Source organism: Caballeronia terrestris, from assembly GCF_001544515.1.
GTDB lineage: Bacteria > Pseudomonadota > Gammaproteobacteria > Burkholderiales > Burkholderiaceae > Caballeronia > Caballeronia terrestris.
The window spans coordinates 26289-50491 of the sequence record NZ_FCOL02000021.1; the positions used below are offsets into that span (position 1 = coordinate 26289).

Consider the following 24203-nt stretch of genomic DNA (forward strand, 5'->3'; position numbering starts at 1 on the left):
GATCGGACGATTCCGATAGTTTGCCGAGGGCGTCTCCACTAGCATCGACCGGTTCCAATCCGCCGATCGATTCCCATGCCCGACACGCTCACGCCGCTCTACCTCGCGCTCGACCACCACCAGGCCGGGCGCCTGACCGCCGCCGAGGCGGGCTACCGCAGCATCATCGAAGACAATCCCGCTCACGTCGAGGCGCTGCATTACCTCGGCGTGCTGCTGCATCAGCGTGGGGAATCGAGCGGGGCGGCGCCGTTTCTCGATCGCGCGCTCGTGCTGTCGCCGGAATACGCGGCGTGCTGGAGCAATCGCGGGCTCGCCGCCGCCGCGCTCGGCGATGCGGAATTCGCCGTCACGTGCCAGCGGCGGGCGCTCGCCATCGATCCGTCGTTTGCGAACGCGTACAACAATCTCGGCGTCGCGCTGCAAAAGATCGGCCGCGATCATGAGGCCGTCGACGCCTATCAAAAAGCGATCGCGCAGCAGTCCGATTTCGTCGATGCGTACATGAACCTCGGCTCGGTTTTCTCTACAGTGAAGCGTCACGAAGACGCGCTTGGCGCCTATCGCGACGCGCTCCGCTACGATCGCCAAAATTCCACCGCGCATTTCGGCGAAGGCAACGCGCTGCGCGAACTCGGTCGCCTCGATGACGCGATCCGCAGCCTGCAACGCGCCGTCGAACTGGCGCCCGCGCACTTCGAATCTCGCGTGAATCTCGGCACGACGCTCGGCTTGCGCGGACGTTTCGTCGAAGCCGAGGCGCAGTATCGCCACGCGCTGAAACTGCGCGACGATCCGCAGATTCACGTGTGCGTCGGCGCGTCGATCGGCGCGCAAGGGCGCTTCAGCGAGGAGGAGCCGCACTATCGGCACGCGCTCACGCTCGACGTCAATCACGCCGACGCGCAGCACAACCTCGCGCTGCTGAATCTGCGGCGCGGCGAATTCGAGCAGGGCTGGACGCTCTACGAAACGCGCTGGCGCGCGAGCAAGTACACGCCGATCGAGGTTCCCGGCGTCGCCGAATGGGCCGGCGAGCCGCTCGCGGGGCGCACGCTGCTGCTCGTCGGCGAACAGGGACACGGCGATCAGTTGCAGTTCGTGCGTTACGCGGCCGTGCTTGAACGGATGGGCGCGGCCGTCGACGTGCTGGTGCCGTCGAATATTGCGGAACTGGCCGGCGGCGTGCGCGGCGTGCGGCGCGTGCTGCTCGAAAAGCCGCGGGAGGGCTACGACTTCTGGACGCCGATGATGAGCGTGCCGCATCACGTCGCGGGCGTCGAGCGGGGCGTGCCGGCCGACGTGCCGTATCTGCGCGTGGGCGGCGTGCGGATCGGCGACTGGCCGCAGCGCGTCGCCGATCTGGCTGGCGGGCAGCGGCGCGTGGGGATCGTGTGGGCGGGCAGTCCGACGTTCGCCAACGATCGTTTCCGCTCGATGCCGCTCGCCGCGCTGGCCCCGCTCGCGGATGCGCCTGGCATCGCATGGTTTTCGCTGCAGAAGGGGCCGGCGCGCGCGCAACTGGAAGGCGCGGCGCTGGACCTGCGCGACCTGACCGAGCAGATTCAAGATTTCGCCGATACCGCTGCGCTCATCGATCAGCTCGATCTGGTGATTACGGTGGATACGTCGGTTGCGCATCTGGCGGGCGCGCTCGGCAAGCCGGTGTGGGTGATGCTGCCGGCGAATTACGACTGGCGCTGGATGCTCGATCGCGACGACAGCCCGTGGTATCCGACCATGCGCCTTTTCAAGCAGACGACGCTCGGGGATTGGACAAACGTGACGGAGGCGGTGCGGACGGCGTTGATGTTCGGGTCGGCTTCCAGCGGTGCTTGAACCGCACTGACACCCGGTTTGGCGTGCAACGGAGTTTGAAGCGCGTTGGTTTTTGGGTTGGTTTCAATGGCGCCCGATCCGCACTGACATTCGGCTTGGTGTCAGCGGCGCCTCAACGGCGCTGACACCGGTTTGGCGTGCGACGGCGTTTGAAGCGCGCTGTTGTCGGGCTTGACGTCAATGGCCTCGAACCGCAGACGTTTGCGCCCGGCATCCAGCGGCGCCGCAATGGCGCTGGCGTTCCGCCGGGCGTCAACGAACGCCACACCGCCGCCCGCCTCCCTCACTCCTTCGCCGTCTGCCCAGCCGGCGCCCCCACATCCCGCGTAATCAACCGCAACCCGCTCGCGATACTCGCCGCGCCCGCGAACGCCGCCCCGAGCGACAACGCGAGCGCCGGCCCGTGTTTCCCCGCGATCCCGAAGCACAACGCGACGAGCGCCGCGCCCGTCGCCTGGCCGAGCAGGCGCGCCGTCGCCACGACGCCGCTCGCGCCGCTGCTGCGTTCGCGCGGCGCGCTCGCCATGAACGCCTTCAGATTCGGCGACTGGAAAAACCCGAACCCCGCGCCGCAGATCGCCATCCGGATGCAGATTTCGAACGCATGCGGATCAGCGGGAAGCATCGCAAGGGAAATCATGCCGCCGCACATGATCGCGAGCCCGACGCCGCCCAACAACCCCGGCGGATAACGGTCGGAGAGACGCCCGGCGATCGGCGCCATCAACGCAACGAGCACCGACCACGGCGTCATCAGAAAGCCCGTCTCCACCTGCGTGCGCCCGAGCACGCCCTCGAAATAGAACGGCAGCGACACGAATGCCAGCCCCTGCGCGGCGAACGAGCAGACGGCGGTCATCGTCGAGAGGGCGAACATCGGGCGCTTGAAGAGATCGACAGGGAGCATCGGCGCCGGATGACCGCGCTCGCGCCGCAACAGCAAGACGCCCGCGACGAACGCAATCGCCAGCGCCGTCAGCACGACGTGCGACGGCGAGCGCTGCGCCGCCTCGCCGAGCGCGAAAATCAGCGTCGCGAACGTGACGACGTTCAGCGCCGCCGCGACGCGATCGAAGCCGTGCGTGCTCTTCGGCGTCTGCGGGAGCGCGGGCCACGCGATGAAAAGCGCAAGCGCCCCGACCGGAAGATTCACCGCGAACAGCCACGGCCACGTCCCGAGCGACAGCACGATCGATGCGACCGTCGGCCCGACCGCGAACGCCACGCCGACGACAAGCGCATTCAACCCCACGCCGCGCCCCAGCCGATGCGGCGGAAAGATCGCGCTGATCAGCGCCGTGTTGACGCTCATGATCGCGCTCGCGCCGAGCCCCTGCAGCAGGCGCGCGGCGACGAGCGTCGGCAGCGACCACGACAGCGCGCACACCGCCGACGCCACAGTGAACACCACCAGCCCGCCGATGTAGATGCGCCGCTGCCCGACGATCCCGCCGAGCGCAGCGAAAGGCAGGAGCGTCGCGACCATCGCGAGCTGATAGGCGTTGATGATCCAGACCGACGCGGCGGGCGTCGCGTGCAGATCGGCGCCGATCGCGGGGAGCGCCGTGTTGGCGATGGCGGTGTCGAGCGTCGCGAGCGCGACGGCGAGCAGGATCGCCGCCATGCCGCGGCGCTCAAGGGGCGTCATCGGCGCGTCGGGATCGCGCGGCGGGGTCTTGAAGGCGTTGTTTTTCTCGGTGGACACGGTCGTGAGGGCTGGGCTGACGTTAAGCGGCTATTGAGTCCGTCACGATACGGGAACACGCGAAATCGCGCAGGGGCAGGCTGCGCAGGCTTTCAAATGGTTGTCGGATCGGGGGCAATCGTGACCAAATGGCGTCGATTCTGCGCCAAACGGCCAAACGGCCACGAATCGAAGCCGCCAAGCCGCCGACTGGTCTACCAGCGAGCACTAGCTCGTGCAACCGACGTCGACCTGCGGCCCGACACCAAACGGCATCAAACCCTCTTTCTTTTGGCCACCATCCGTTGGCGAACTCGTATCGAATTGACTTTCGACTCGATATCAAACCGGCGTCAACACCGCCTGCCCTGCAAAAAGCCGCGTCGCGTTCTCGACAAAAAGCGCCGCCGATGCCGCCAGCGCCTCCGGCGACCGCCCACCGACGTGCGGCGTCAGCACGACGCGCTCCGAGCCGATCAACAGCGCGGGCGGCGCGGGCTCGCCCTCGTACACATCGAGCCCCGCGCCCGCGATTGCCCCGTGCGCGAGGGCATCGGCGAGCGCGGCCGTATCGACGACACTCCCCCGCGACACGTTCACCAGATACCCACGCGGCCCGAGCGCTTCGAGCACGTCCGCGCCGATCAGATGATTCGTCGCCGCGCCGCCCGGCGTCGTGACGACGAGATAGTCGGCCCAGCCCGCGAGCGCCATCAGCGAATCGAAGTACGCGTAGGGCGTTTCCGGCTGCGCGCGCCGGTTGTGATAGCCGATTTCGAGATCGAAGCCGAGCGCGCGCCGCGCCACCTTGCGCCCGATGGTCCCCAGCCCCACGACACCCAGCCGCTTGCCCGAAAAGTTCGGCTGCATCGGCAAATCGTCGCGCCAGCGGCCCGAGCGGCACGCTTCATCGAGACTGGGAATCGCGCGCACGGCCGCGAGCAGCAGCGCGAAGGCGTGATCGGCGACGCAATCGTCGTTCGTGCCCGCGCCGTTCACCACGACGATGCCGCGCGCCTTCGCCGCGTCGCGCGCGATGTTCTCGTAGCCCGCGCCGAGCGCGCCGATCAGTTCGAGGTTCGGCAGGCGGCCGATATCGGTGGCGGAAATGCCGATCGTGCCGTTCGTCAGCACCGCGCGAACGCGTTCGCCGTGCGTGGCGATTGCTTCATCACGAGATGCGGAATCGGAGGCATCGACGATGTCGAAAAAAGCGCCGATCAATGCACGGTTTTCGCTGGTGAGGGGAATCAGAACGAGAAGAGTGGGCGTGGGCATGGCTTAAAAGTGTTGGACGTTAACCAGACAGTGAAGAAAATCCAGCAAATCATGCAAATAAAGCGGTCCAGCCCTTCAGAAGCGTAAGCATCGCGACGATAAACGAATACGCGAGCGCCTTTTTGCTCGGCGAAAAGCGCGCGGTTCTGGAGGGCCTACAAATGCTGGTCGGGAGTTACAACAGTCTACTGGTGCTGTTTTCTTTTTTGGTCGCGGTGCTCGCGTCCTATACCGCGCTCGACCTCGTCGGCCGCATCAGCGCCGCGCGGCGGGTTCCTGCGCGCTGGTGGCTCGGCGGCGGCGCGCTGGCGCTCGGGCTCGGCGTCTGGTCGATGCATTTCATCGGCATGCTCGCGTTCGACCTGCCGATCGCCCTCGGTTACGACGTCGCGCTGACGGCCGCGTCGCTCCTGATCGCGATCGCCTGCTCGACATTCGCGCTCTGGCTCGGCAGCCGGCCCGAACTGCCCTTGAGGCGGCTCGCGGCGGGCGCGTTGTTGCTCGGCGGCGGCATCGCGGCGATGCACTACACCGGCATGGCCGCGATGAAGATGACGCCGGGCATCGTCTACGACTTGAGGATCGTGGGCGCGTCGGTGGTGATCGCGGTGGTCGCGGGCGGCGCGGCGCTCTGGATCGCGTTCCAGTTGCGGCGACACAGTGCGCGCGTGCGCAGCTATCGGATGGGCGCGGCGCTGGTGATGGGCGTCGCGATCGTCGCGATGCATTACACCGGCATGGCGGCCGCCGAGTTTCCGCTCGGCTCGGTCTGCAGCGCGGCGGGCCGCGGGCTCGGCAGCGATTCGCTGGCGTTGCCGATCATCGTCGTGACGATCGCGGTGCTGGCCGTCGCGCTGATCACCTCGGTGCTCGACATGCGGCTCGAAATTCGGACCGCCGCGCTTTCGACCTCGCTCGCCGAGGCGAATCAGGAATTGTCTTATCTCGTCCTGCACGACAACCTCACGAAGCTGCCAAATCGGCTGCTGCTCGAAGATCGTCTGAAGCAGGCCATCGATCACGCCGACGCTGAGAAGGCGCGTTTCGCGGTCATGTTCCTCGATCTCGACGGCTTCAAGACGATCAACGACACGTTCGGCCATCAGGTAGGCGACATGCTGCTGACGCAGGCGGCCGATCGCATCCGCGCGAGCGTGCGCGCGCAGGACACGAGCGCGCGCGTGGGTGGCGACGAGTTCGTGCTGGTCGCGAACGTGCGCGAACCGGGCGACGCCGCGACGATTGCCGACAAGCTCGTCGTCGCGATCCGCGAGCCATTCCTGATTTCGGGGCACGATTTAAGGGTATCGGTGAGCGTCGGGATCGCGGTTTATCCCGGCAATGGCGTCGATGAGCACGAGCTGCTGAAGAACGCCGACGTCGCGATGTATCACGCGAAGTCGCTCGGACGCGATCAGGCGTGCTTCTTCGAGGGATCGATGAATGCGAACAGCGAGGATCATCTGGCGCTGTTGCAGGACTTGCGGCTGGCGCAGAAGCGCGGACAACTGATGCTGTATTACCAGCCGAAATTTCAGGCGCCGAGCGGGCCGGTGACCGGCGTCGAGGCGTTGCTGAGGTGGAATCACCCGACGCGCGGGATGCTGGGGGCGGATCGCTTCATTCCGCTCGCTGAGCGCACGGGACTGATCGTACAGATCGGCGAATGGGTCATCGACGAGGCATGCCGGCAGGTCGCAATCTGGCGCGCGGCGGGGCATGCGGCGTTGAGCGTGGCGGTGAATATTTCGGCGCTGCAGTTCAACAGCAGCAGGCTGGTGCCGGCGGTGGAAGCGGCGCTGGCGCGGCATCGGATAGAGGGGGCGGCGCTGACACTGGAGATCACGGAGTCGACGGCCATGCGCGATGTCGATGCGAGTCTCGATATTCTTCATCGCGTGAGGGCGCTGGGGGTGCGCATCTCGATCGATGATTTTGGGACGGGGTATTCAAGTCTGCTTTACCTGAAGCGACTGCCGGCGAGTGAGCTGAAGATCGATCGGGGGTTTATCAATGATCTGGCGCAAGGGACGGAGGATGCGGCGATCGTGGCGGCGATTATTGCGCTTGGGCAGACGATGAATCTGGATATTGTTGCAGAGGGCGTGGAGACGGGGGCGCAGAGGGATTTGCTCACCACGCTGGGTTGTGATTCGTTGCAGGGGTTTTTGTTGGGGAGGCCTATGCCGGCGGGGGAGGTGGAATGGGGGGTGACGAGTGCTTGCGCTCCTTGCTAGGCCGTGCAAAACCCGCGCGCATGTCGTGGACGGCGAATACGGTGTCGAGAACGCCGTTGAACGCGCGGCTGCACTCCGATCGGAGGCTTGTATGTCTCCTGAAAACATGCAATGGTCCTTCGATACGACGTAGAACCGCGTTCACCTTTTACGGGCCGTCGCGCTCGGGCCGCGAAAAAGGCTATCGATTCGAGAACGCATCGGGCGCTTTGATGGCCAACCGGTCTAACGCGAATCATGCCACTTTCACTCGAAGCATTCGATCTGGATCAATTGATCTCGAAGGCATTCGCAAGCAAAGAGATCAGCGAAGAGATCAAGGGCGCCTCGCCTAGAGACGTATCGAAGCTTAAAGCTGAGGTCAAACAGCAATCCGATCACATCTGGAAATCCGCGGGAGCAGAGGTTTCTAGATTTAATAGTCTCGAACTCCGGCTGGATAGTGAATATCAAAGCATAGAGATGAGCGCTCCCGTGGAGTCGCCGGGAATGAAACTGGCCGGGGTGATGATCGGAATCGGAATTCCGGTTGTGATCGTGGCACTGATCGCTGGTTCTATTTACCTGGGATATTTCAAGGGACTGGGTGTTACCAAGACAGGCGTAGTCTCTGTTATCTCGATACTGGTCCTTTGCATTGCAGCATTCGGCGTCTACACGATACAAAACGACAAATTCGAAACTGGCAGAACACGCTTCATAAAGGATCAGCGTGAAAATGGGCCACCTTCCAACACGAGGATGTTGTTGACCCAGTTGAAGGACGAAATAGCATCGACGTTATTCGAACACGGCGTGCTTCCAGTGACGAGAACGGTCATCGATCATTGGATCACGCCGTCATATGGAACGTCCATCAGTTTTTCGGTGCCCCCATCATTATCGGCGTCCTTGATACCAGGCGACGAAGTCCAAACGGCTGCACTAATAAAATTGCAGTTCCTGCTACGCGCGATGAGCGGCGGAAGCATCGGAATAGCGGGTCCGCGCGGCGCGGGAAAATCGACTTTGATTGCGTCGGTATGCAGCGATTCGATGCGGGAACTCGACGGAAAAAAAGTCCTCACGGTATCGACTTCCGCGCCAGTCGAATATCAGGCACGCGACTTTATCCTTCATCTTTTCGCGACGCTCTGCCACCGCATCATGGAGCGTTCGGACGAAAAATACGACCGGACAACGTGGAAAGATTTGCAGGACATTGATTCCGCGCCGGCTTCGACGGTCTATCGCTATTTTCCGATCGTCGCGATGTCGCTCTATATCATCGGAATAGTTTTAATAGGGCTCTCGCTTGGTGTGGCTTCGTTGAATGTGATTGTCCATGAGGCTACGTTCAAGCAAAGTGCTTCGTCTCTCAATGTGGCGCAGGCTCCCGCGTCTGCTGCGAGCACGGCAATCGCGTCAGCAACTTCGAGCAACGATTCAATTGTCCCGGCTGCACGTGCATTGAGCAGCCTGTTTTCCGAGTTCGGCATGACTGCGGGAAAACTTCTGGTTTCAGCATTGGCATGCATCCTTATCAACCTTTTTCTGTCTCTAATCCTCACCTCGCGCGTTCAGCGTCTGGAACAACTCAGGGGAATCATTCGGGAACCGAGCGCGGAAGGACAGGCGCAACCGGGACGTAGTGAAGGCGCCGCTACCAAGCGCGAATCGAGCGCCAGATTCGCAGCTTTATTTCCGATTCGCTTCTTGAAGGAAGTTCAACGGTTGTCGGATACGGCGCAAGAACTCGAGCGCCCTCGAAAGCTTGCACCGCTCCTCAGACGAGCCGTCGCATGGCTCACTGAGATCAAGTTTCAGCAGAGTTTTTCGTCGGGGTGGGCCGGGGCGTTGAAAATCCCGGGCGGCGTTGAGGGCTCTGTCAACAAGGCACGATCATTGGCGCAATTACAGCTTACGCTTCCCGAAATCGTGAGCGGGCTGCTGGACTTGCTTCAAGTCGCGACGCTCGAATACACGGTAATCATCGGCATCGACGAACTGGATAAACTTCAGTCCGATGAAAAAGCACACAACTTTCTGAACGAGATCAAGGCGATTTTCGGCGTGAAAGGCGTCTATTACCTGATCTCAGTATCGCAAAACGCGATGAGTAATTTCGAACGCCGCGGACTCCCGTTTAGGGACGCCTTCGACAGTTCTTTTGACGACATCATTTCAGTCGATTTCATGGATTTCGATACCGCGCGCCGGCTCATTGTCCAGCGCATGGTCGGAATGCCGATGCAGTTTCAAGCACTCTGTTATTGCATCTCCGGCGGACTTGCGCGGGAAATCGTCCGGTCATGTCGCGATCTCGCGGAACTCGTTTCGACGCAACCCGCCAACGACCTTGAATCGATTACGCATCGACTTGTCAAATCGGATATCGAGGCGAAGATTCAGGCTGTAACTGCAGCAGTGGAGCGAATGAGCGTCGAACCGATGCGAAGCGAGTTTTTAGGGGTTTTATATCCGCTTGCGTCTTCCACGGTGACCGCCGACGAACTTCACGCAGTCTCCGGCAAACTCACCGATCTGATGATTCAGCCCAGGCCAAGGCGCGGTCAATCCGGACCACCCGAGCCGGATGTTAAAGCGCTGGTTTCGTTGGTCGAAGAGGTGTCGACGTATTTTTCCTACCTCGCTGCGATACGCACATTCTTCACGAACGGGTTGGAAGAAGCCCGGTTTCGCGATGCTTCAGGAAGAGGTCTGATCGAAATGCTGGCTAGTGCGCGAAGGGCCATGAGCGTCAATCACAGCGCGTCGAGAGCGAGGCTAAATGTCTTTCACGACTCATGGCCGCCCTGATTCTGCGAAAAGCTGCACCACGGGGCCTATTGGCGAATAGAAAGCAAAAAGCCCGGTCAAATGACCGGGCTTTTTGCTTGGTATCTTTGGTGGGGCGTGAGTGACTCGAACACTCGACCTACGGATTAAGAGTCCGCTGCTCTACCAACTGAGCTAACGCCCCCAAAAACTGAATCCGAATTATAGCGACGTTTTTCTGGCGAGCGCAAGTCCTTTCCGACAAAAAATCTCACAGAAGCTGCCAACGTCGGCGCCGCCAGCCTGACAGCACGGCGGCCCAATCTCAAAAACGTCCAACTCGCTATCATTACGGCAGTTATCGAGCCCTCGTTCGCGCCACCGCGAGCAGACCCAAAGGCAAAAAATGGACGAACCCGCAATCCGCGCGCTCCTGGACAGCATCCTCGCGCCGTGGGTGCGCGAACTGGCGCTCGCGCCCGAGCGCACCGACGAAGACACCGTCACCCTCCGCCTCCCATACTCGGAAGCTCTGCGCCACGCTGGCGGCGTCGTCTGCGGCCAGGTCTTCATGGCCGCCGCCGATACCGCGATGGTCGTCGCAATCTCGCACGTCCTCGGCGGCTTCAAGCCGATGACCACCGTCTCCCTGAACACGAGCTTCATGCGCCCGGTGAAAACCGGCGACGTCCTCGTGACGGCAAAAGTCCTGCGCCGCGGCCGCAACCTCGTCTTCGGCGAGATCGAATTGCGCGACGCCGAAGGGGAGCTCGCCGCCCACGCGACCACCACCTACACGCTCCTCGGCTAACGCAGAACCAAACCCATGTTCGATCAAGTCGTATTCGCGGGCGGCGGCAACCGCTGCTGGTGGCAAGCCGGATTCTGGGACATCGTGCAGCCCGAGCTGAACCTGCGTCCGCGCGTGATCACGGGCATCTCGGCGGGCGCCGCCACCGCCTGCATGCTCTACACGAACAACGCGCAGTGGGTCATGGACTACTACTCGCACGCGCTGCGCGACAACAAGAAGAACGCCTACTGGGGCAATCTGCTACGCGGACAATCGGTGTTTCCGCACTACCGCATCTATCGACAGGCGCTGCTAGACATCTTCAGCGACCAATTCCCGACGCTCCAATCAGCCCCGGAAATCCGCATCGGAGTCTCGCATTTGCCGCGCTGGCTCGGTGCGCGTAGTGCCGTCGCGGCCGGGCTGATCGCGTACAACATCGAAAAGTACGTGCGCAAGACGCTGCATCCGACGCTCGGCCAGGCGCTCGGCTTCCATCCCGAATTCGTGACGGCGCAGGAATGCGCGACAGTCGCCGACCTCGCCGACCTGATCCTGCAATCGTCGAGCACGCCGCCGTTCACGCCGGTCCTGCGCCGCAACGGCCGGCCCGTGCTCGATGGCGGCATGGTCGACAACGTGCCCGTCGGCGCGCTCGATGCCGCGCCGGGCGTCGTGCTCGTGATGGTGACGCGCCTCTATCCGCGGCCGCAGACGTTCGTCGTGCCGCACGGCGGCCAGCAGCGCATCTACGTGCAGCCGTCGCGCAAGGTGCCGATTTCGAGCTGGGACTACACCAGCCCGTCGCAGATGCAGCATGCTTATGACCTGGGACGCATCGACGGCGAGCAGTTCCTCATGCGCGTGCCGCACCTGACGAGCGCGGCGGCGCATTTCTGAAACTGGAGGAATCGTGTCGAAAAATCACCGCTACGAAGTGGAAATCGCCTGGACGGGCGATCAGGGCTCGGGCACGTTGCGCTACGACGCCTACTCGCGCGATCACCTCGTGCGCGTGCCGAACAAGGTCGCGATCGAGGCATCGAGTGACCCGGCTTTTCGCGGCGATCCCACGCGCCACAATCCGGAGGAACTGTTCGTGGCGTCGCTGTCGTCGTGCCACATGCTCTGGTATCTGCACTTGTGCGCAACGAACGGCATCGTCGTGACGAATTACGTCGATGCCGCGCTCGGCACGATGGAAGAAAGCGTGAAAGGCGACGGCCGTTTCACCGATGTGCTGCTGCGCCCGCGCGTGATGATCGGCGCGGGCGGCGATATTGAAAAGGCAAAGCGGCTGCACGAGGACGCGCACCGCTTCTGTTTCATCGCGAACTCGGTGAATTTCCCGGTCCGCTGCGAGCCTTCTATCGACGTATCGACTCTCTAGCGCCGCCGCCCGCCGACGAGCGCATCCGGATTCGACACGCTCGACGTATCGCCGGCATCGAAGGCGAGGATATTTTTGAACGCCGCGCTGAAATACAGCTCGTAGCTCTCGTGCTCGACATAGCCGATGTGCGGCGTGCAGATCACGTTTTCCATGCGCAACAGCCCATAGCCTTGCAGGATCGGCTCGCTTTCATACACGTCGATCGCAACCATCCCCGGCCGGTTGTGATGCAGCGCGTTCAGCAGCGCGTTTTCCTCGAGCAACTCGGCGCGGCTCGTGTTGACGAAGAGCGCTGTCGGCTTCATGCGCAGCAGGTCTTGCTGCGTGACGATGCCGCGCGTGTCGTCGTGCAGGCGCAGATGCAGCGTCAGCACGTCGCTTTGTTCGAACAGTGCCTCGCGGCTCTCCGCCACGTCGTACCCATGCTCGCGCGCGAGTTCCAGCGAATGCTCGCGTCCGTGGACCAGCACGTTCATCCCGAACGCCTTGCCGTATCCCGCGACCAGCCGACCGATCTTCCCGTAACCCCAGATGCCGAGCGTCTGTCCGCGCAGCACCTGGCCGAGCCCGAAGTTCGGCGGCAGCGCGGACGTCTTAAGCCCCGACTGCTGCCACGCACCCTGTTTCAGGTTCGCGACGTACTGCGGAATGCGCCGCTGCGCCGCCATGATGAGCGCCCAGGTCAGCTCGGCGGGCGCGATCGGCGAGCCGGTGCCTTCCAGCACGGCGATGCCGCGCTCGGTACACGCGTCGATATCGATATGCCCGCCGCCCGCCTTGCCCGTCTGGCTGATCATGCGCAGACGCGGCAGTTTGTCGAGCAGCTGCGAACTGATCCGCGTGCGTTCGCGGATGAGAACGAGCGCATCGACTTCCGACAGTCTGCTAGCCAACTGTCCGAGACCGCGTACCGTGTTATTGAAGACTTTGACCTCGTGGTCGTCGAGCAGATGGAAGCAATCCAGCTTCCGGACCGCGTCCTGGTAGTCGTCGAGGATGGCGATTTTCATGGATATCGATTGGCTTTTGTTGGGCATCAAACGTGCTGCTTTTTCGCTATGGAAGAAAATGGGCTTGCTAACTTCGGGTAATTACCGATAAATTCGGCGATTTTCCGCTTATTGCACCGCGTCAAGGAAATTCATGCACTCGGATGGTATGCTTGGACTCCACTTGTTGGGAACGAAGCACGACGTACCGAAAGAGATCCGAATGCGATAAATGCCGGTAAACCCGGTTATTGGCGAGGAGACAAGGCAAATTAGTATCTCTTTTTAACAGTTTGTTCCGTGCCGACGCAAGCCGCGATTCCAGACGGCCGCGGCCGGCAGACTGATCGGCTCATCACGTCATGCCCGTTTCGCGTAATACCGATGACCGCCGTTTCGCGTGCAGCCCGCCGCCAAACGTTGCCCACGTGTCTTCGGGATTACGCCGAATGCGCCTCTCGCAAGGCAGCGTCGATGAGCGAACACCGTTTTCATCCTTAGGAACGGAGACAGCTCGATGAATCAGCCCGCAGTAGTCGAACAGAACAACGCCGTCGAAATCGATGCCCCGGCGTACGTCAGGCACCGAAAACTCATCGACTGGGTGCAGCGCGTCGCCGCACTCACCAAACCGGCCCGCATCGTCTGGTGCGACGGCAGTCAGGCGGAATATGACCGCCTCTGCGAACAGATGGTTTCCGCCGGCACCCTCAAAAAGCTCAATCCAGCGAAACGTCCTAACTCCTTCCTGGCCTGTTCTGATGCATCCGACGTCGCCCGCGTCGAAGATCGCACGTTCATCTGCTCGAAGCGTCCCGAAGACGCCGGACCGACCAACAACTGGATCGACCCGCAGGAAATGCGCACGACGCTCGACGGCCTCTTCGACGGCGCGATGCGCGGCCGCACGATGTACGTCGTGCCGTTCTCGATGGGCCCGCTCGGCTCGCCGATCGCGCATATCGGCGTGGAGCTGTCGGACAGCCCGTACGTCGTGACGAACATGCGGATCATGACGCGCATGGGCCGCGCCGTGTACGACGTGCTCGGCACCGACGGCGCATTCGTCCCGTGCGTGCATTCGGTTGGCGCGCCCCTCGCCGATGGCAGGAAGGACGTGCCGTGGCCGTGCAACGACACGAAGTACATCGTCCATTTCCCGGAATCGCGCGAAATCTGGAGCTTCGGCTCGGGTTACGGCGGCAACGCGCTGCTCGGCAAGAAGTGCTTCGCGCTGCGCATCGCCTCGACGATGGGCCGCGACGAAGGCTGGCTCGCCGAACACATGCTGATTCTCGGCGTGACCTCGCCCGAGGGGCGCAAGTATCACGTCGCGGCGGCGTTCCCCTCGGCGTGCGGCAAGACCAATTTCGCGATGCTGATCCCGCCCGAGGACATGAGCGGCTGGAAAGTGACGACGATCGGCGACGACATCGCCTGGATCAAGCCCGGCCGCGACGGGCGTCTCTACGCGATCAACCCGGAGGCGGGCTACTTCGGCGTGGCGCCGGGCACGAGCGAAAAAACCAACTTCAACGCGATGGCGACGCTCAAGGAAAACGTGATTTTCACGAACGTCGCGCTGACCGACGACGGCGACGTCTGGTGGGAAGGCATGACGGACACACCGCCCGCGCATCTGATCGACTGGCAGGGCCGCGACTGGACGCCGGAAATCGCGAAGGAGACGGGCGCGAAGGCGGCGCATCCGAACGCGCGCTTCACGGCGCCGGCGTCGCAATGTCCGTCGATCGATGCCGACTGGGAGAACCCGGCGGGCGTGCCGATCGACGCGTTCATCTTCGGCGGACGGCGCTCCAACACGGTGCCGCTCGTGACCGAGGCTCGCGACTGGAACGAGGGCGTCTACATGGCCGCGACGATGGGCTCGGAGACCACGGCCGCCGCGGCGGGCCAGCAGGGCGTCGTGCGCCGCGATCCGTTCGCGATGCTGCCTTTCTGCGGCTACAACATGAGCGACTATTTCGGCCACTGGCTGAAGATGGGCGAACGGCTCGACGCGCTGCAAGCTAAGCCGCCGAAGTTCTTCTGCGTCAACTGGTTCCGCAAAGGCGACGACGGCAAGTTCGTCTGGCCGGGCTTCGGCGAGAACATGCGCGTGCTGCACTGGATGGTCGGGCGGATCGAAGGCTCGGCCAAAGGCGAGGAACACGCGTTCGGCATCTCGCCGCGTTACGAGGACATCGACTGGGGCGGGCTCGGCTTCACGCGCGAGCAGTTCGAGCAGGTGATCTCCGTGAATGATGCCGCGTGGCGCGCGGAACTGGCGCTGCATGACGAACTGTTCACCAAACTCGAACAAGGGCTGCCGGAGCAGTTGCCGGAGGCGAAAGCCGGCATCGAGAAGCGCCTCGCCGTCTGATCAGCGATTAGGAAGGTTTCATTGATCAATCCCCATTACTGGGTCTGCATCTGCAGATTCCGGTTTTGGGGCTTCTATCCCGCCAAATTAGGCGCGGCCAGCTTTCTCGTTACCCACCTGCTTACATAATCCCCACGCTGATGTTGTGTATTGCGCAACAATCGGTGAGTTTTCACGTTTATAGGGCGCAAAGACGCAAGCTTTCATCGAAAAAACACCAAGAATCGGCAACTTCTGCACGTTTTCGGAAGTCCTAGGATAATTCGCAATTGCGCAGCAGAAAATCTTTAGGTAAGCCGCTTTGGCGGCAGGAGTTGTCCCCATGGATCATTTGCAGTCGATGAAGGTGTTCGTCCGTGTAGCAGATCTCGGCAGTTTTGCCCGCGCGGCGAGCGCGCTGGATATTTCGAACGCCGTGGCAACCCGGCACGTTGCGGATTTGGAAGGGCGGCTCGGCACGCGTCTGCTCAACCGGACGACGCGCAGCCTCTCGCTGACCGAGTCGGGCCAGGTATATCTGGAGCGCGCGCGGCAGATTCTCGATGAACTGGAAGACGTCGAGCAGATGGTGGTCGCGCGCAATCACGAGCCGGTCGGGTCGCTGCGGATCGTGGCGCCGGTCGTGTTCGGGCTGCACAATCTCGCGCCGGTGCTGCAGACCTACGCGCAACGCTATCCGAAGGTCATCCCCGATGTGACCCTCGTCGACCGGCAGGTGGATCTCGTCGAGGAGGGCTTCGACGTGGGCATCGTGATCGCGCGGCAGGTGCGGAGCGCGAGCGTCGTGACGCGGCGCCTGACGACCGGCTGCATGACCGTGTGCGCGACGCCTGAGTATCTCGCCACGCACGGCACGCCGACGCGTCCCGAGGAACTGCTCGCGCATCCGTGTCTGAGTCTGCCGTCGGAATACTGGGGCGACGAGCGCGTGTTCACCGGGCCGGACGGCGAGGTGCGCGTGCGGCCGTCGAACGTGATCGTCGCGAACAATACCGAGATGTTGCGGCAGTTCGCGCTGCTCGGCATGGGCATCGCTATTTTGCCGAGCTACCTGATCGGCAACGACACGACGCGCGGCACGCTCGTGCGGCTGCTCTCCGACTACCGGCTGCCGCAGGTCGAGATCAACGTCGCGTATCCGAGCCGGCGGCATCTGCCGGCGAAGGTGCGCACTTTCATCGATCACCTCGTCGAGCATTTCAGCCAGACGCCGAATCACCAGCTCGGCGAGCAGTGGCTGAAGGACGGCGCAGGCAAGCCGGCAATCAGCGAGGAATCGACGGAGCCGCTCGTTGCGCATGCCGCGTACGCGCATGCGAGGGAAGCGGAGCCGCGTCCGGTCGATGGCGACCTCGGGTCGAAGCTCGCGAAGCCGTCGCGGACACGGTTCCGGATTCCGGCGCATTCGCCTTATTGAGTTTCAAATGCTTCGTGTAAAAAAACGGCCCGTGAAGTGATTCACGGGCCGTTTTGCATGAGTCGAGCAGAAAGCCTCAGCCGGTCTTTTTAGCGGGTGCCTTCTTCGCAGCCGCCTTCTTGGCCGGCGCTTTCTTCGCAGGCACCTTGGCCGTCTTCTTGGCCGCTGCTACCGCGACGTCGCCATCGCCTTCATCGTCACCGCTCTCGGCGGGTGCCGCAGCGGCCGCGCCGCGCTTGACTGCGGTTTTCGCGCCCGGCTTCGGCTCCTTCTTCTCGAATTCGAAGCCGATCTTGCCGTCCGGCTGCTTCACGAGAAACGCCTTGAAATTACGTCCGGTTCGCGACGACTTGAAGTTCGTCAGCAGATCAGTGCGGCCTTCTTCGAGCAACTTCGACATCTGATCGCGCGCGATTTCCTGCTGCAATATCACCTTTCCAGAGCGGAAATCGCAGGTTTTCGGGTTTGAAACCGAGTTTTCGCAGACATAGCTCATGCCGTGCTCGTACACGCGCGAGCGACACTTCGGGCACGATCCGACCGGCGTCTGTTCGGAGAAATCAGGCGGTTCGCCGTCTTCGCCGCCGCTGTCCTGGCCGAAATCGAATTCGAGCTTGAAGTTCTTGATTTCGTCGTCGAACGAGAGCTTCAGGATCGCCGAGAACGGACGGCCCATCTTGCTGCGGAATCCCGACAGCGGCCCGATCGTCTTCTCGCGCAGCAATTCCTCGACTTCCGGAATCTCGAACTGGCGCCCGCCGGGGATTTTCGAGATCGAAAACTCGCACTTCGTACATGCAAAGCGGCGATAGTTTTCCTTCACCTGACCGCTGCAATTCGGACACGGCGTTTCGAGCGTCGCGTAATCACCGGGGATCGTGTCGGAGTCGTACTCTTTCGCGCGCTTGACGATGGTCTGCGTCATGCGGGCGATCTCCTGCATGAACGCATCGCGGTGCAGATTGCCGCGCTCCATCTGCGACAGCTTGTGCTCCCACTCGCCGGTCAGCTCGGGCGCGGTCAGTTCCTCGACGCCCAGGCCGCGCAACAGCGTCATGAGCTGGAACGCCTTCGCCGTCGGGATCAGCTCACGGCCCTCACGGACCATGTACTTTTCGCCGAGCAGCCCTTCGATGATCGCCGCGCGCGTCGCCGGCGTGCCAAGGCCCTTGGCGGCCATCGCCTCGCGCAGTTCCTCGTCCTCGACGAGCTTGCCCGCGCCTTCCATCGCCGAGAGCAACGACGCTTCGTTGTAGCGCGCGGGCGGCTTCGTCACGAGACCGTGGGCCGCGACCTTCTCGACATCGACCTTTTCGTCCTTCTGCACCGGCACGAGGTTGGCGTCTTCCCCGGAGACTTCCTTGCCGTAGACCTGTAGCCAGCCCGGCTCGACGAGCACCTTGCCTTCCGTCTTGAATTGATGCCCGGCGACTTCAGTGATGCGCGTCGTCACCAGATATTCGGCCGGCGGGAAGAACACCGCGAGAAAGCGCTTCACGACGAGGTCGTACAGTTTCTGCTCTGGCTCGGACAGCGCTTTCGGCGCCTGTAGCGTCGGGATGATGGCGAAGTGATCGCTGATCTTCGAGTTGTCGAAGATGCGCTTGTTCGGTTTCACCCAGCCCTTGTCGAGCACCTGCTTGGCGTGCGGGAGATAGTTGTTGCTCTCCTTGAGCATCGCGAGAGTGTCCTTCACCGTGGCGATGTAGTCCTCGGGCAGCGCGCGCGCGTCGGTACGCGGGTAGGTCAGCACCTTGTGCTTTTCATACAGCGCCTGCGCGAGACCGAGCGTGTTTTTCGCCGAAAAGCCGAAGCGGCCGTTGGCTTCGCGCTGGAGGCTCGTCAGGTCGAAGAGCAACGGCGACATTTGCGTCGACGGCTTCGATTCTTCCGTGACGGTGCCGGTCTTGCCGCGACAGGCCGCGACAACCGATTCCGCCGCCGCGAGGCTCCAGAGGCGCGAATCGCGCTGCTCGGGGTCGCCTTCGACGCGCTTGAATTTCGGGTCGAACCAGCGACCTTCGTAGAGGCCCTTTGCGGCGATGAACTCGGCGCGCACTTCCCAGTAGTCGCGCGGCACGAAGCGGCGGATTTTCTCTTCGCGTTCGACCACGATCGACAGCGTAGGCGTCTGCACCCGGCCGACGGTCGTCAGGAAGAAGCCGCCGCCCTTGCTGTTGAACGCGGTCATCGCACGCGTACCGTTGATGCCGACGAGCCAGTCCGCTTCCGAACGACAGCGGGCGGCATCGGCGAGCGGCTGCATGTCGGCGTCGCTGCGCAGATGCGCGAAGCCGTCGCGGATCGAACCGGCCGTCATCGACTGGAGCCAGAGGCGCTGCACCGGCTGCTTCGCCTTCGCGTGCTGCGCGATCAGGCGGAAGATCAGCTCGCCTTCGCGCCCGGCGTCGCAGGCGTTGATCAGGCGGTCGATGTCCTTGCGCTTGAGCAGCTTCGTCAGCACTTTCAGGCGCGACTCGCTTTTTGCGATCGGATTCAGGTCGAAATGCGGCGGAATGACGGGCAGATTGGCGAAACTCCACTTGCCGCGCTTGACGTCGTATTCCTCGGGCGCCGCGATCTCCAGCAAGTGGCCGACGGCGGACGAAAGCACGTATTCGTCGCTTTCGTAGTATTCGTCATGCTTGGTGAAGCCGCCCAGCGCGCGCGCGATGTCGTTCGCGACAGATGGCTTCTCGGCGATGATCAGGGCTTTGGACATGACTCGATTTGGTTGGAACTGGCTGGGCTCCGGTTTGGGACCCTTTAACGCCGCTTTATAGCACACGGTGCGCGGAGCGCGCCTCCCATGTCATATAAAAGCAGCCTGTCGAATGGTGCGCGCGGACGTTTCATGATCCGCGATGAAGGCTCGTCGGGCTGGCTACGCTTCGGCGAGCGCGGGGCGCAATTTCGGCGCGCCGACGATGCCCGGCAGCGCCGTCAGGTCGACGAGCATGCGCCCGACGATCGACGCCTGCGGCAGCACGGTGCCGAAGAAACGCGTCGTAATGGCGTCCTCGATCAGGATCGTCGGGAAGTTTTCGACGTCGAGATCCTCGAAGCGGTCCGCCTGGTTTTCGATGTCGATCCACGCGAAGCAGATGTCCGGATGCGCGTCGGCGAGCCGGTCGAATCCCTCGCGGTAATCACGGCACGTCCCGCACCAGTCGGCGCACAGGCAGGCGACGAAAAGCGTGCCGGGGTCTCCGATACGTTCGGCGATCTGCTCGGCGTCGGTGTCGAGATTCAGCGCGGGCATGGATTTCCTTGACGGTCCTTTTAGTGCGAGGCGTTTTTGCCGGTAATTTCCGCGAATGTAGCATGAGGCCGCGTCAAGAGCGCTCGATGCGCACGAAGCGGCCTCCGGGGAGTGTTTCGATTCGGCCTGCCAGTTCGAGTTGGAGCAGTAGCGCTTGAAGCGTTGCGCCTTCCAGGTCGGTGCGCGCCGCGAGGATTTCAAGGGTCGCGGGGGAATGGCCGAGCGCGGTTAGCAGGCGGGTGGTTTCGTCGGTGGCAGGTGCGGCGCGGGCGGAGGCCCAGGAGACGGTGGCTGCGGGCGGCGGCGCGCGAGTTAGTGTTCGCTCGGGGCTGGCCTCGCTCGCGCGATTCGACGGCGTCGCTGCGTTGTCCCGATCGACCGCGTGGCCTAGCGCTTCCGTGTGGTCTGCGTCGTCTGCTTTTGGTGCCACCGCGCTGTCTGTTTCGCCTACTAGGCATAGTGCTTCAGTGCTGCCGACTCGGCTTGCGCAGTTTCCCGGAATCACCCCGCGAGCCCTGCTCGAGTGATAAGTCTTTAATTTGCCGCTGGCTGCGCGCACGCAATTCCCGACCTCTGAACCGCCGGCTTGGTCCGCGCGAATTGCCGTCGCCGCAACACCGGTCTCGGCTGCGCGCCTCTCCGTTGTCGTGACGTCCTTGCGGCTGCGCGCTGGCTTGTCGCCAAATCTGTGACGCGGCGCGTCACTGTCCACCAACACCCCGAACTCCTCCAACACGTCTTCCGGCGTCTCCACCAGCTTCGCTCCCTGCTTGATCATCCGATGACAGCCGCGTGCGAGCGGCGCGTGGATCGATCCCGGTATCGCGAAAACATCGCGCCCCATTTCGTTCGCGAGCCGCGCCGTAATTAACGAGCCGGAGCGCATCGCCGCCTCGACGATCAGCACGCCTTCGACGAGCCCCGCGATCAATCGATTCCGCTGCGGAAAGTTCTCCGAGCGCGCGGGTGTGCCGAGCGGCCATTCGGACACGATGGCGCCGTCTTCCGCGATCCGGTGCGCGAGCGCGTGGTTCTTCTGCGGATACACGAGGTCCGCGCCCGTGCCGATCACGGCGGTGGTGCCCGCGAAGCCATCGAGCGCGCCGCCGTGCGCGGCGGCATCGATGCCGAGCGCGAGTCCCGACACGACCGTCAGCCCCGCATCCGACAGCGCCCGAGCGAAGCGCCGCGCGTCCTCGATACCCTGCGGCGTCGCCCCACGGCTCCCGACGATTGCGACCGCGCGCGCCTGCAGTAGATCCAGCCGCCCCTTTATATATAGAAGCGGTGGCGGATCGGGCATGGTGAGGAGCGCGCGCGGATAGGCGATATCGGCGAGCGTGATGACGTGATTGCCCGGCATCGACGCCCAATCGGCGGCGCGCTGCACGTATTCTTCGAAGCCGTGACCGAAGCACGGCGGCGGCGCGAGCACGGCCTTGGCGGCACTCTCGCCGGCGACCGCCGCAAGCGCCCCGAACGATTGATCCAGCACCGCCTCCGGCCCGCCGAATTCACCGAGCAACGCACGCAACTCGATAGGGCGCAATCCACGCGCGTGAGCAAGCCGAAGCCACGCGCGCAGGTTGTGGACAAGCGCGGGAGCCAGTTCTGGCGCGGCGGGGACGGTCAGCAGGTCGGGAGTCGTCATGCTAAAATTTTCATATTCCGAAACACAAAAAGGGTCGTCGTCCGGTCGCGCTCGCGCGCTCGCGACGCACTTAAACGCGGCGCTTCCAAAAGCCGGCGGCGTTGAATCGACGAGGTTCAGCCGCATATCTTCCGTACCCCGGCCCCCACCCGCAACCTGGCCGAATGGCCAACTTTCGCGCGCTGCCGTGCGCGCCGATAATCCAGAACATGGCTCTGCTCAAAATACTCAACTACCCCGACAAGCGGCTGAACAAGGTGGCGAAACCCGTCGCCGAAGTGGACGGCCGCATTCGCCAACTCGTCGCCGACATGGCCGAGACGATGTACGCCGCGCCCGGCGTCGGCCTCGCGGCCACGCAGGTGGACGTGCACGAACGCGTGATCGTGATCGACATTTCCGACGCGCACGACGAACTCCTCGTTTTCATCAATCCGGAGATCGTCTGGTCGAGCGAGACGAAGAAGGAGTGGGAAGAAGGCTGCCTTTCGGTGCCCGGCATCTACGATTTCGTCGAGCGGCCGGAGAAAGTGCGCGTGAAGGCGCTGAACGAGAAGGGCGAAACGTTCGAGATCGACTGCGACGGGCTGCTCGCCGTGTGCATCCAGCATGAGATGGATCATTTGGCGGGCCATGTGTTCGTCGAATACCTGTCGACGCTCAAGCAGACACGGATTCGCGGCAAGATGAAGAAGCTCGAGAAGGCGCTGTGACGCGCTTTTCGTTCCACATGGACTTGGATTTGCAGGCTGCCTGATCGATGACTCAATCGCTGCGTGTCGTTTTTGCCGGAACACCGGAGTTTGCCGCGGCCGCGCTCGCGGCCATCCACGCAGCCGGATTCAGCGTGCCGCTCGTGCTGACGCAGCCGGACCGGCCCGCCGGGCGCGGCATGAAACTCACCGCAAGCCCGGTTAAGCGTTTTGCGCTGGAAAACGGCCTGGAGGTCGCGCAGCCCACTTCGCTACGTCGAAACGGCAAGTATCCGGAGGAAGCATCGGCGGCGATCGATCTACTGCGCGCGACGCCGCACGACGTCATGGTCGTCGCGGCCTACGGACTGATCCTGCCCCAGGAAGTGCTCGACATCGCGCCGCACGGCTCGATCAACATTCACGCGTCGCTGCTGCCGCGTTGGCGTGGCGCTGCGCCGATCCACCGCGCGATCGAAGCCGGCGACGCCGAAACCGGCATCACGCTGATGCAGATGGACGCCGGCCTCGACACGGGCGCGATGATCCGCGAGGCGCGCATCCCGATCCTCCCGGCCGACACCACGGCAACGTTGCACGACCGCCTCGCGCAACTCGGCGCGGACCTGATCGTGCAGGCGCTGCGCGATCTCGAACGCGACGGCAAGCTCCCGTCCACGCCGCAGCCCGAAAACGGCACAACATACGCGGAAAAGATCGCGAAGCATGAAGCCGCGCTCGACTGGCGCCGTCCCGCCGATGTTCTGGCGCGCCAGATCCGCGCTTTCGATCCGTTTCCAGGCGCGTTCGGCACGCTCGAAGGCGTCGCGGTGAAAATCTGGGCCGCCGAGGTTTTTACTGGCGAAGCGCCCACGAAGGAACCCGGCACGATCGTCGATGTCTCGATGGACGGCGTCGTTGTCTCATGCGGCGAGAGCGCGTTGCGGCTCACGCAATTGCAAAAACCCGGCGGCAAGCGCTTGCCGGTGCGTGAATTCCTCGCTGGCGCGCAGTTCGCGAAAGGCCAGCGATTCGCGCTTGCCTAAAGCGTAGGCGCACCGCTCCAGGCGCTAGAATTGAAGACTCAAAATAGCGAACGAGTCGCCTGGAGTTCCCCATGCTCGGCATCACCGGTTTCACGCTCTTTCTCGTCGCGGTCTTCCTGCTGAATGTCACGCCCGGCCCCGACACCGCTTACATCGTCGGGCGCAGCGTCGCGCAAGGGCGGGGCGCCGGCATCGTCTCGGCGCTTGGCATATCGGCGGGCTGCATCGTGCACACGCTCGCGTGCGCTTTCGGACTGACGGCGCTGCTCGCTGCATCGGCGACGGCTTTCACCGTCGTCAAATTCGCTGGCGCGATCTATCTGATCTATCTCGGCGTGCGGCTGATTTTCGCGAAACCCGACGCCGATGCGCCCGCCGCCACTGAACAAAAGCCCAAATCGCTGCGACAACTTTTCACGCAGGGCTTCATCACCAACGTGCTGAACCCGAAAGTCGTGTTGTTCTTCGTGTCTTTTTTCCCGCAGTTCGTCGCCGCCGACAGCCCGCACAAGGTGCTCGCGTTTCTCGCGCTCGGGCTCGTCTTCATTTTGATGAGCACGATCTGGAACTGTTTCGTGGCGTGGATCGCCGGCAGCGTGACGCAGCGCTTCTCGGGCAAGCCGGGTGTGAAACGCTGGCTGGACCGTGGCGTCGGCGGCGCGTTCGTCGGACTTGGAATAAGGCTCGCGACTTCGCACAGGTAATTGAATTATCGGACGGCGCCCATATCTAACGTTTTGCTTACAGTCGGGTCCGTGAGCAATCGTGCTTCGGACCGTTCG

General features: G+C 63.0%; 17 protein-coding genes and 1 tRNA gene. 11 read left to right on the forward strand and 7 right to left on the reverse strand.

The window, feature by feature from the left end; translation table 11 throughout:
• Positions 1–75: 75 nt before the first annotated feature.
• The gene (locus AWB67_RS18465) at positions 76–1839 is read left to right on the forward strand and encodes a tetratricopeptide repeat-containing glycosyltransferase family protein (protein WP_087657703.1); all 1764 of its coding nucleotides are present in this window, start codon (positions 76–78) and stop codon (positions 1837–1839) included.
• A gap of 283 nt (positions 1840–2122) precedes the next feature.
• Here the strand turns inward: AWB67_RS18465 and AWB67_RS18470 are convergent, their stop codons facing one another.
• Both AWB67_RS18470 and AWB67_RS18475 read right to left on the reverse strand, forming a co-directional pair.
• Entirely contained in the window at positions 2123–3487 is a 1365-nt protein-coding gene (locus tag AWB67_RS18470; RefSeq protein ID WP_087657774.1) for an MFS transporter, read from the reverse strand.
• A gap of 378 nt (positions 3488–3865) precedes the next feature.
• On the reverse strand, positions 3866–4801 hold the full coding sequence (locus tag AWB67_RS18475; protein ID WP_087657704.1) for a 2-hydroxyacid dehydrogenase: 936 nt from the start codon (positions 4799–4801) through the stop codon (positions 3866–3868).
• Positions 4802–4962: 161 nt separating this feature from the next.
• On the opposite strand from AWB67_RS18475, the gene AWB67_RS18480 reads away from it, so the two are divergent.
• Both AWB67_RS18480 and AWB67_RS18485 read left to right on the forward strand, forming a co-directional pair.
• Positions 4963–7038 carry a putative bifunctional diguanylate cyclase/phosphodiesterase gene (locus AWB67_RS18480; RefSeq protein ID WP_087657775.1) on the forward strand — a complete coding sequence of 692 codons (2076 nt, stop codon included), beginning with the start codon at positions 4963–4965 and terminating at the stop codon, positions 7036–7038.
• Between the two features lie 237 nt (positions 7039–7275).
• A complete protein-coding gene (locus tag AWB67_RS18485; RefSeq protein ID WP_087657705.1) occupies positions 7276–9837 on the forward strand; it encodes a P-loop NTPase fold protein in 2562 nt (853 codons plus the stop codon).
• An 87-nt stretch (positions 9838–9924) separates the two neighbouring features.
• Here the strand turns inward: AWB67_RS18485 and AWB67_RS18490 are convergent.
• A tRNA-Lys gene (locus AWB67_RS18490) sits at positions 9925–10000 on the reverse strand.
• A gap of 201 nt (positions 10001–10201) precedes the next feature.
• On the opposite strand from AWB67_RS18490, the gene AWB67_RS18495 reads away from it, so the two are divergent.
• From AWB67_RS18495 to AWB67_RS18505, 3 genes are read left to right on the forward strand one after another with little or no spacing between them, the layout of a single operon-like run.
• Complete coding sequence (locus tag AWB67_RS18495) at positions 10202–10606, forward strand: PaaI family thioesterase (protein WP_087657706.1); 405 nt, start codon at positions 10202–10204, stop codon at positions 10604–10606.
• Positions 10607–10621: 15 nt separating this feature from the next.
• Positions 10622–11488: a patatin-like phospholipase family protein gene (locus tag AWB67_RS18500; RefSeq protein WP_087657707.1), complete on the forward strand. Its 867-nt coding sequence runs from the start codon at positions 10622–10624 to the stop codon at positions 11486–11488.
• A gap of 13 nt (positions 11489–11501) precedes the next feature.
• Entirely contained in the window at positions 11502–11978 is a 477-nt protein-coding gene (locus AWB67_RS18505; protein ID WP_087657708.1) for an OsmC family protein, read from the forward strand.
• Here the strand turns inward: AWB67_RS18505 and AWB67_RS18510 are convergent.
• Positions 11975–12991 carry a D-2-hydroxyacid dehydrogenase family protein gene (locus tag AWB67_RS18510; RefSeq protein ID WP_087657709.1) on the reverse strand — a complete coding sequence of 339 codons (1017 nt, stop codon included), beginning with the start codon at positions 12989–12991 and terminating at the stop codon, positions 11975–11977. The two genes, AWB67_RS18505 and AWB67_RS18510, sit on opposite strands and share 4 nt — an antisense overlap.
• 496 nt (positions 12992–13487) lie before the next feature.
• On the opposite strand from AWB67_RS18510, the gene AWB67_RS18515 reads away from it, so the two are divergent.
• Both AWB67_RS18515 and gvmR read left to right on the forward strand, forming a co-directional pair.
• Complete coding sequence (locus tag AWB67_RS18515; protein ID WP_087657710.1) at positions 13488–15353, forward strand: phosphoenolpyruvate carboxykinase (GTP); 1866 nt, start codon at positions 13488–13490, stop codon at positions 15351–15353.
• Between the two features lie 322 nt (positions 15354–15675).
• Complete coding sequence (gene gvmR / locus AWB67_RS18520) at positions 15676–16770, forward strand: transcriptional regulator GvmR (protein WP_087657711.1); 1095 nt, start codon at positions 15676–15678, stop codon at positions 16768–16770.
• A gap of 76 nt (positions 16771–16846) precedes the next feature.
• Here gvmR and AWB67_RS18525 read toward each other — a convergent pair whose 3' ends face one another.
• The 3 genes from AWB67_RS18525 to dprA form a co-directional block, all read right to left on the reverse strand.
• Positions 16847–19492, reverse strand: coding sequence for a DNA topoisomerase III (locus tag AWB67_RS18525; RefSeq protein ID WP_087657712.1), 2646 nt, complete (start codon positions 19490–19492; stop codon positions 16847–16849).
• 162 nt (positions 19493–19654) lie between these two features.
• Positions 19655–20032, reverse strand: a complete 378-nt coding sequence (locus tag AWB67_RS18530; RefSeq protein ID WP_087657713.1) for a thioredoxin family protein — start codon at positions 20030–20032, stop codon at positions 19655–19657.
• 73 nt (positions 20033–20105) lie between these two features.
• A complete protein-coding gene (dprA, locus tag AWB67_RS18535; RefSeq protein WP_235025215.1) occupies positions 20106–21683 on the reverse strand; it encodes a DNA-processing protein DprA in 1578 nt (525 codons plus the stop codon).
• 209 nt (positions 21684–21892) lie between these two features.
• Between dprA and def the strand changes: the two genes are divergently transcribed.
• The 3 genes from def to AWB67_RS18550 all read left to right on the forward strand — a co-directional run bounded on the left by def (position 21893) and on the right by AWB67_RS18550 (position 24125).
• Positions 21893–22396, forward strand: a complete 504-nt coding sequence (gene def, locus AWB67_RS18540) for a peptide deformylase (protein WP_087657776.1) — start codon at positions 21893–21895, stop codon at positions 22394–22396.
• A 47-nt stretch (positions 22397–22443) separates the two neighbouring features.
• Positions 22444–23421, forward strand: a complete 978-nt coding sequence (fmt, locus tag AWB67_RS18545) for a methionyl-tRNA formyltransferase (protein ID WP_087657714.1) — start codon at positions 22444–22446, stop codon at positions 23419–23421.
• Between the two features lie 71 nt (positions 23422–23492).
• Positions 23493–24125: a LysE family translocator gene (locus AWB67_RS18550; protein WP_087657715.1), complete on the forward strand. Its 633-nt coding sequence runs from the start codon at positions 23493–23495 to the stop codon at positions 24123–24125.
• The last annotated feature ends 78 nt before the right edge of the window (positions 24126–24203 follow it).

What these genes read in the sequence shown, in the direction of transcription:
- AWB67_RS18465 (WP_087657703.1), top strand. Translation starts at nt 76, where the DNA reads ATGCCCGACACGCTCACGCCGCTCTACCTCGCGCTCGACCACCACCAG.
- AWB67_RS18470 (WP_087657774.1), bottom strand. Translation starts at nt 3,487, where the DNA reads ATGACGCCCCTTGAGCGCCGCGGCATGGCGGCGATCCTGCTCGCCGTC.
- AWB67_RS18475 (WP_087657704.1), bottom strand. Translation starts at nt 4,801, where the DNA reads ATGCCCACGCCCACTCTTCTCGTTCTGATTCCCCTCACCAGCGAAAAC.
- AWB67_RS18480 (WP_087657775.1), top strand. Translation starts at nt 4,963, where the DNA reads ATGCTGGTCGGGAGTTACAACAGTCTACTGGTGCTGTTTTCTTTTTTG.
- AWB67_RS18485 (WP_087657705.1), top strand. Translation starts at nt 7,276, where the DNA reads ATGCCACTTTCACTCGAAGCATTCGATCTGGATCAATTGATCTCGAAG.
- AWB67_RS18495 (WP_087657706.1), top strand. Translation starts at nt 10,202, where the DNA reads ATGGACGAACCCGCAATCCGCGCGCTCCTGGACAGCATCCTCGCGCCG.
- AWB67_RS18500 (WP_087657707.1), top strand. Translation starts at nt 10,622, where the DNA reads ATGTTCGATCAAGTCGTATTCGCGGGCGGCGGCAACCGCTGCTGGTGG.
- AWB67_RS18510 (WP_087657709.1), bottom strand. Translation starts at nt 12,991, where the DNA reads ATGAAAATCGCCATCCTCGACGACTACCAGGACGCGGTCCGGAAGCTG.
- AWB67_RS18515 (WP_087657710.1), top strand. Translation starts at nt 13,488, where the DNA reads ATGAATCAGCCCGCAGTAGTCGAACAGAACAACGCCGTCGAAATCGAT.
- gvmR (WP_087657711.1), top strand. Translation starts at nt 15,676, where the DNA reads ATGGATCATTTGCAGTCGATGAAGGTGTTCGTCCGTGTAGCAGATCTC.
- AWB67_RS18525 (WP_087657712.1), bottom strand. Translation starts at nt 19,492, where the DNA reads ATGTCCAAAGCCCTGATCATCGCCGAGAAGCCATCTGTCGCGAACGAC.
- AWB67_RS18530 (WP_087657713.1), bottom strand. Translation starts at nt 20,032, where the DNA reads ATGCCCGCGCTGAATCTCGACACCGACGCCGAGCAGATCGCCGAACGT.
- dprA (WP_235025215.1), bottom strand. Translation starts at nt 21,683, where the DNA reads ATGACGACTCCCGACCTGCTGACCGTCCCCGCCGCGCCAGAACTGGCT.
- def (WP_087657776.1), top strand. Translation starts at nt 21,893, where the DNA reads ATGGCTCTGCTCAAAATACTCAACTACCCCGACAAGCGGCTGAACAAG.
- fmt (WP_087657714.1), top strand. Translation starts at nt 22,444, where the DNA reads ATGACTCAATCGCTGCGTGTCGTTTTTGCCGGAACACCGGAGTTTGCC.
- AWB67_RS18550 (WP_087657715.1), top strand. Translation starts at nt 23,493, where the DNA reads ATGCTCGGCATCACCGGTTTCACGCTCTTTCTCGTCGCGGTCTTCCTG.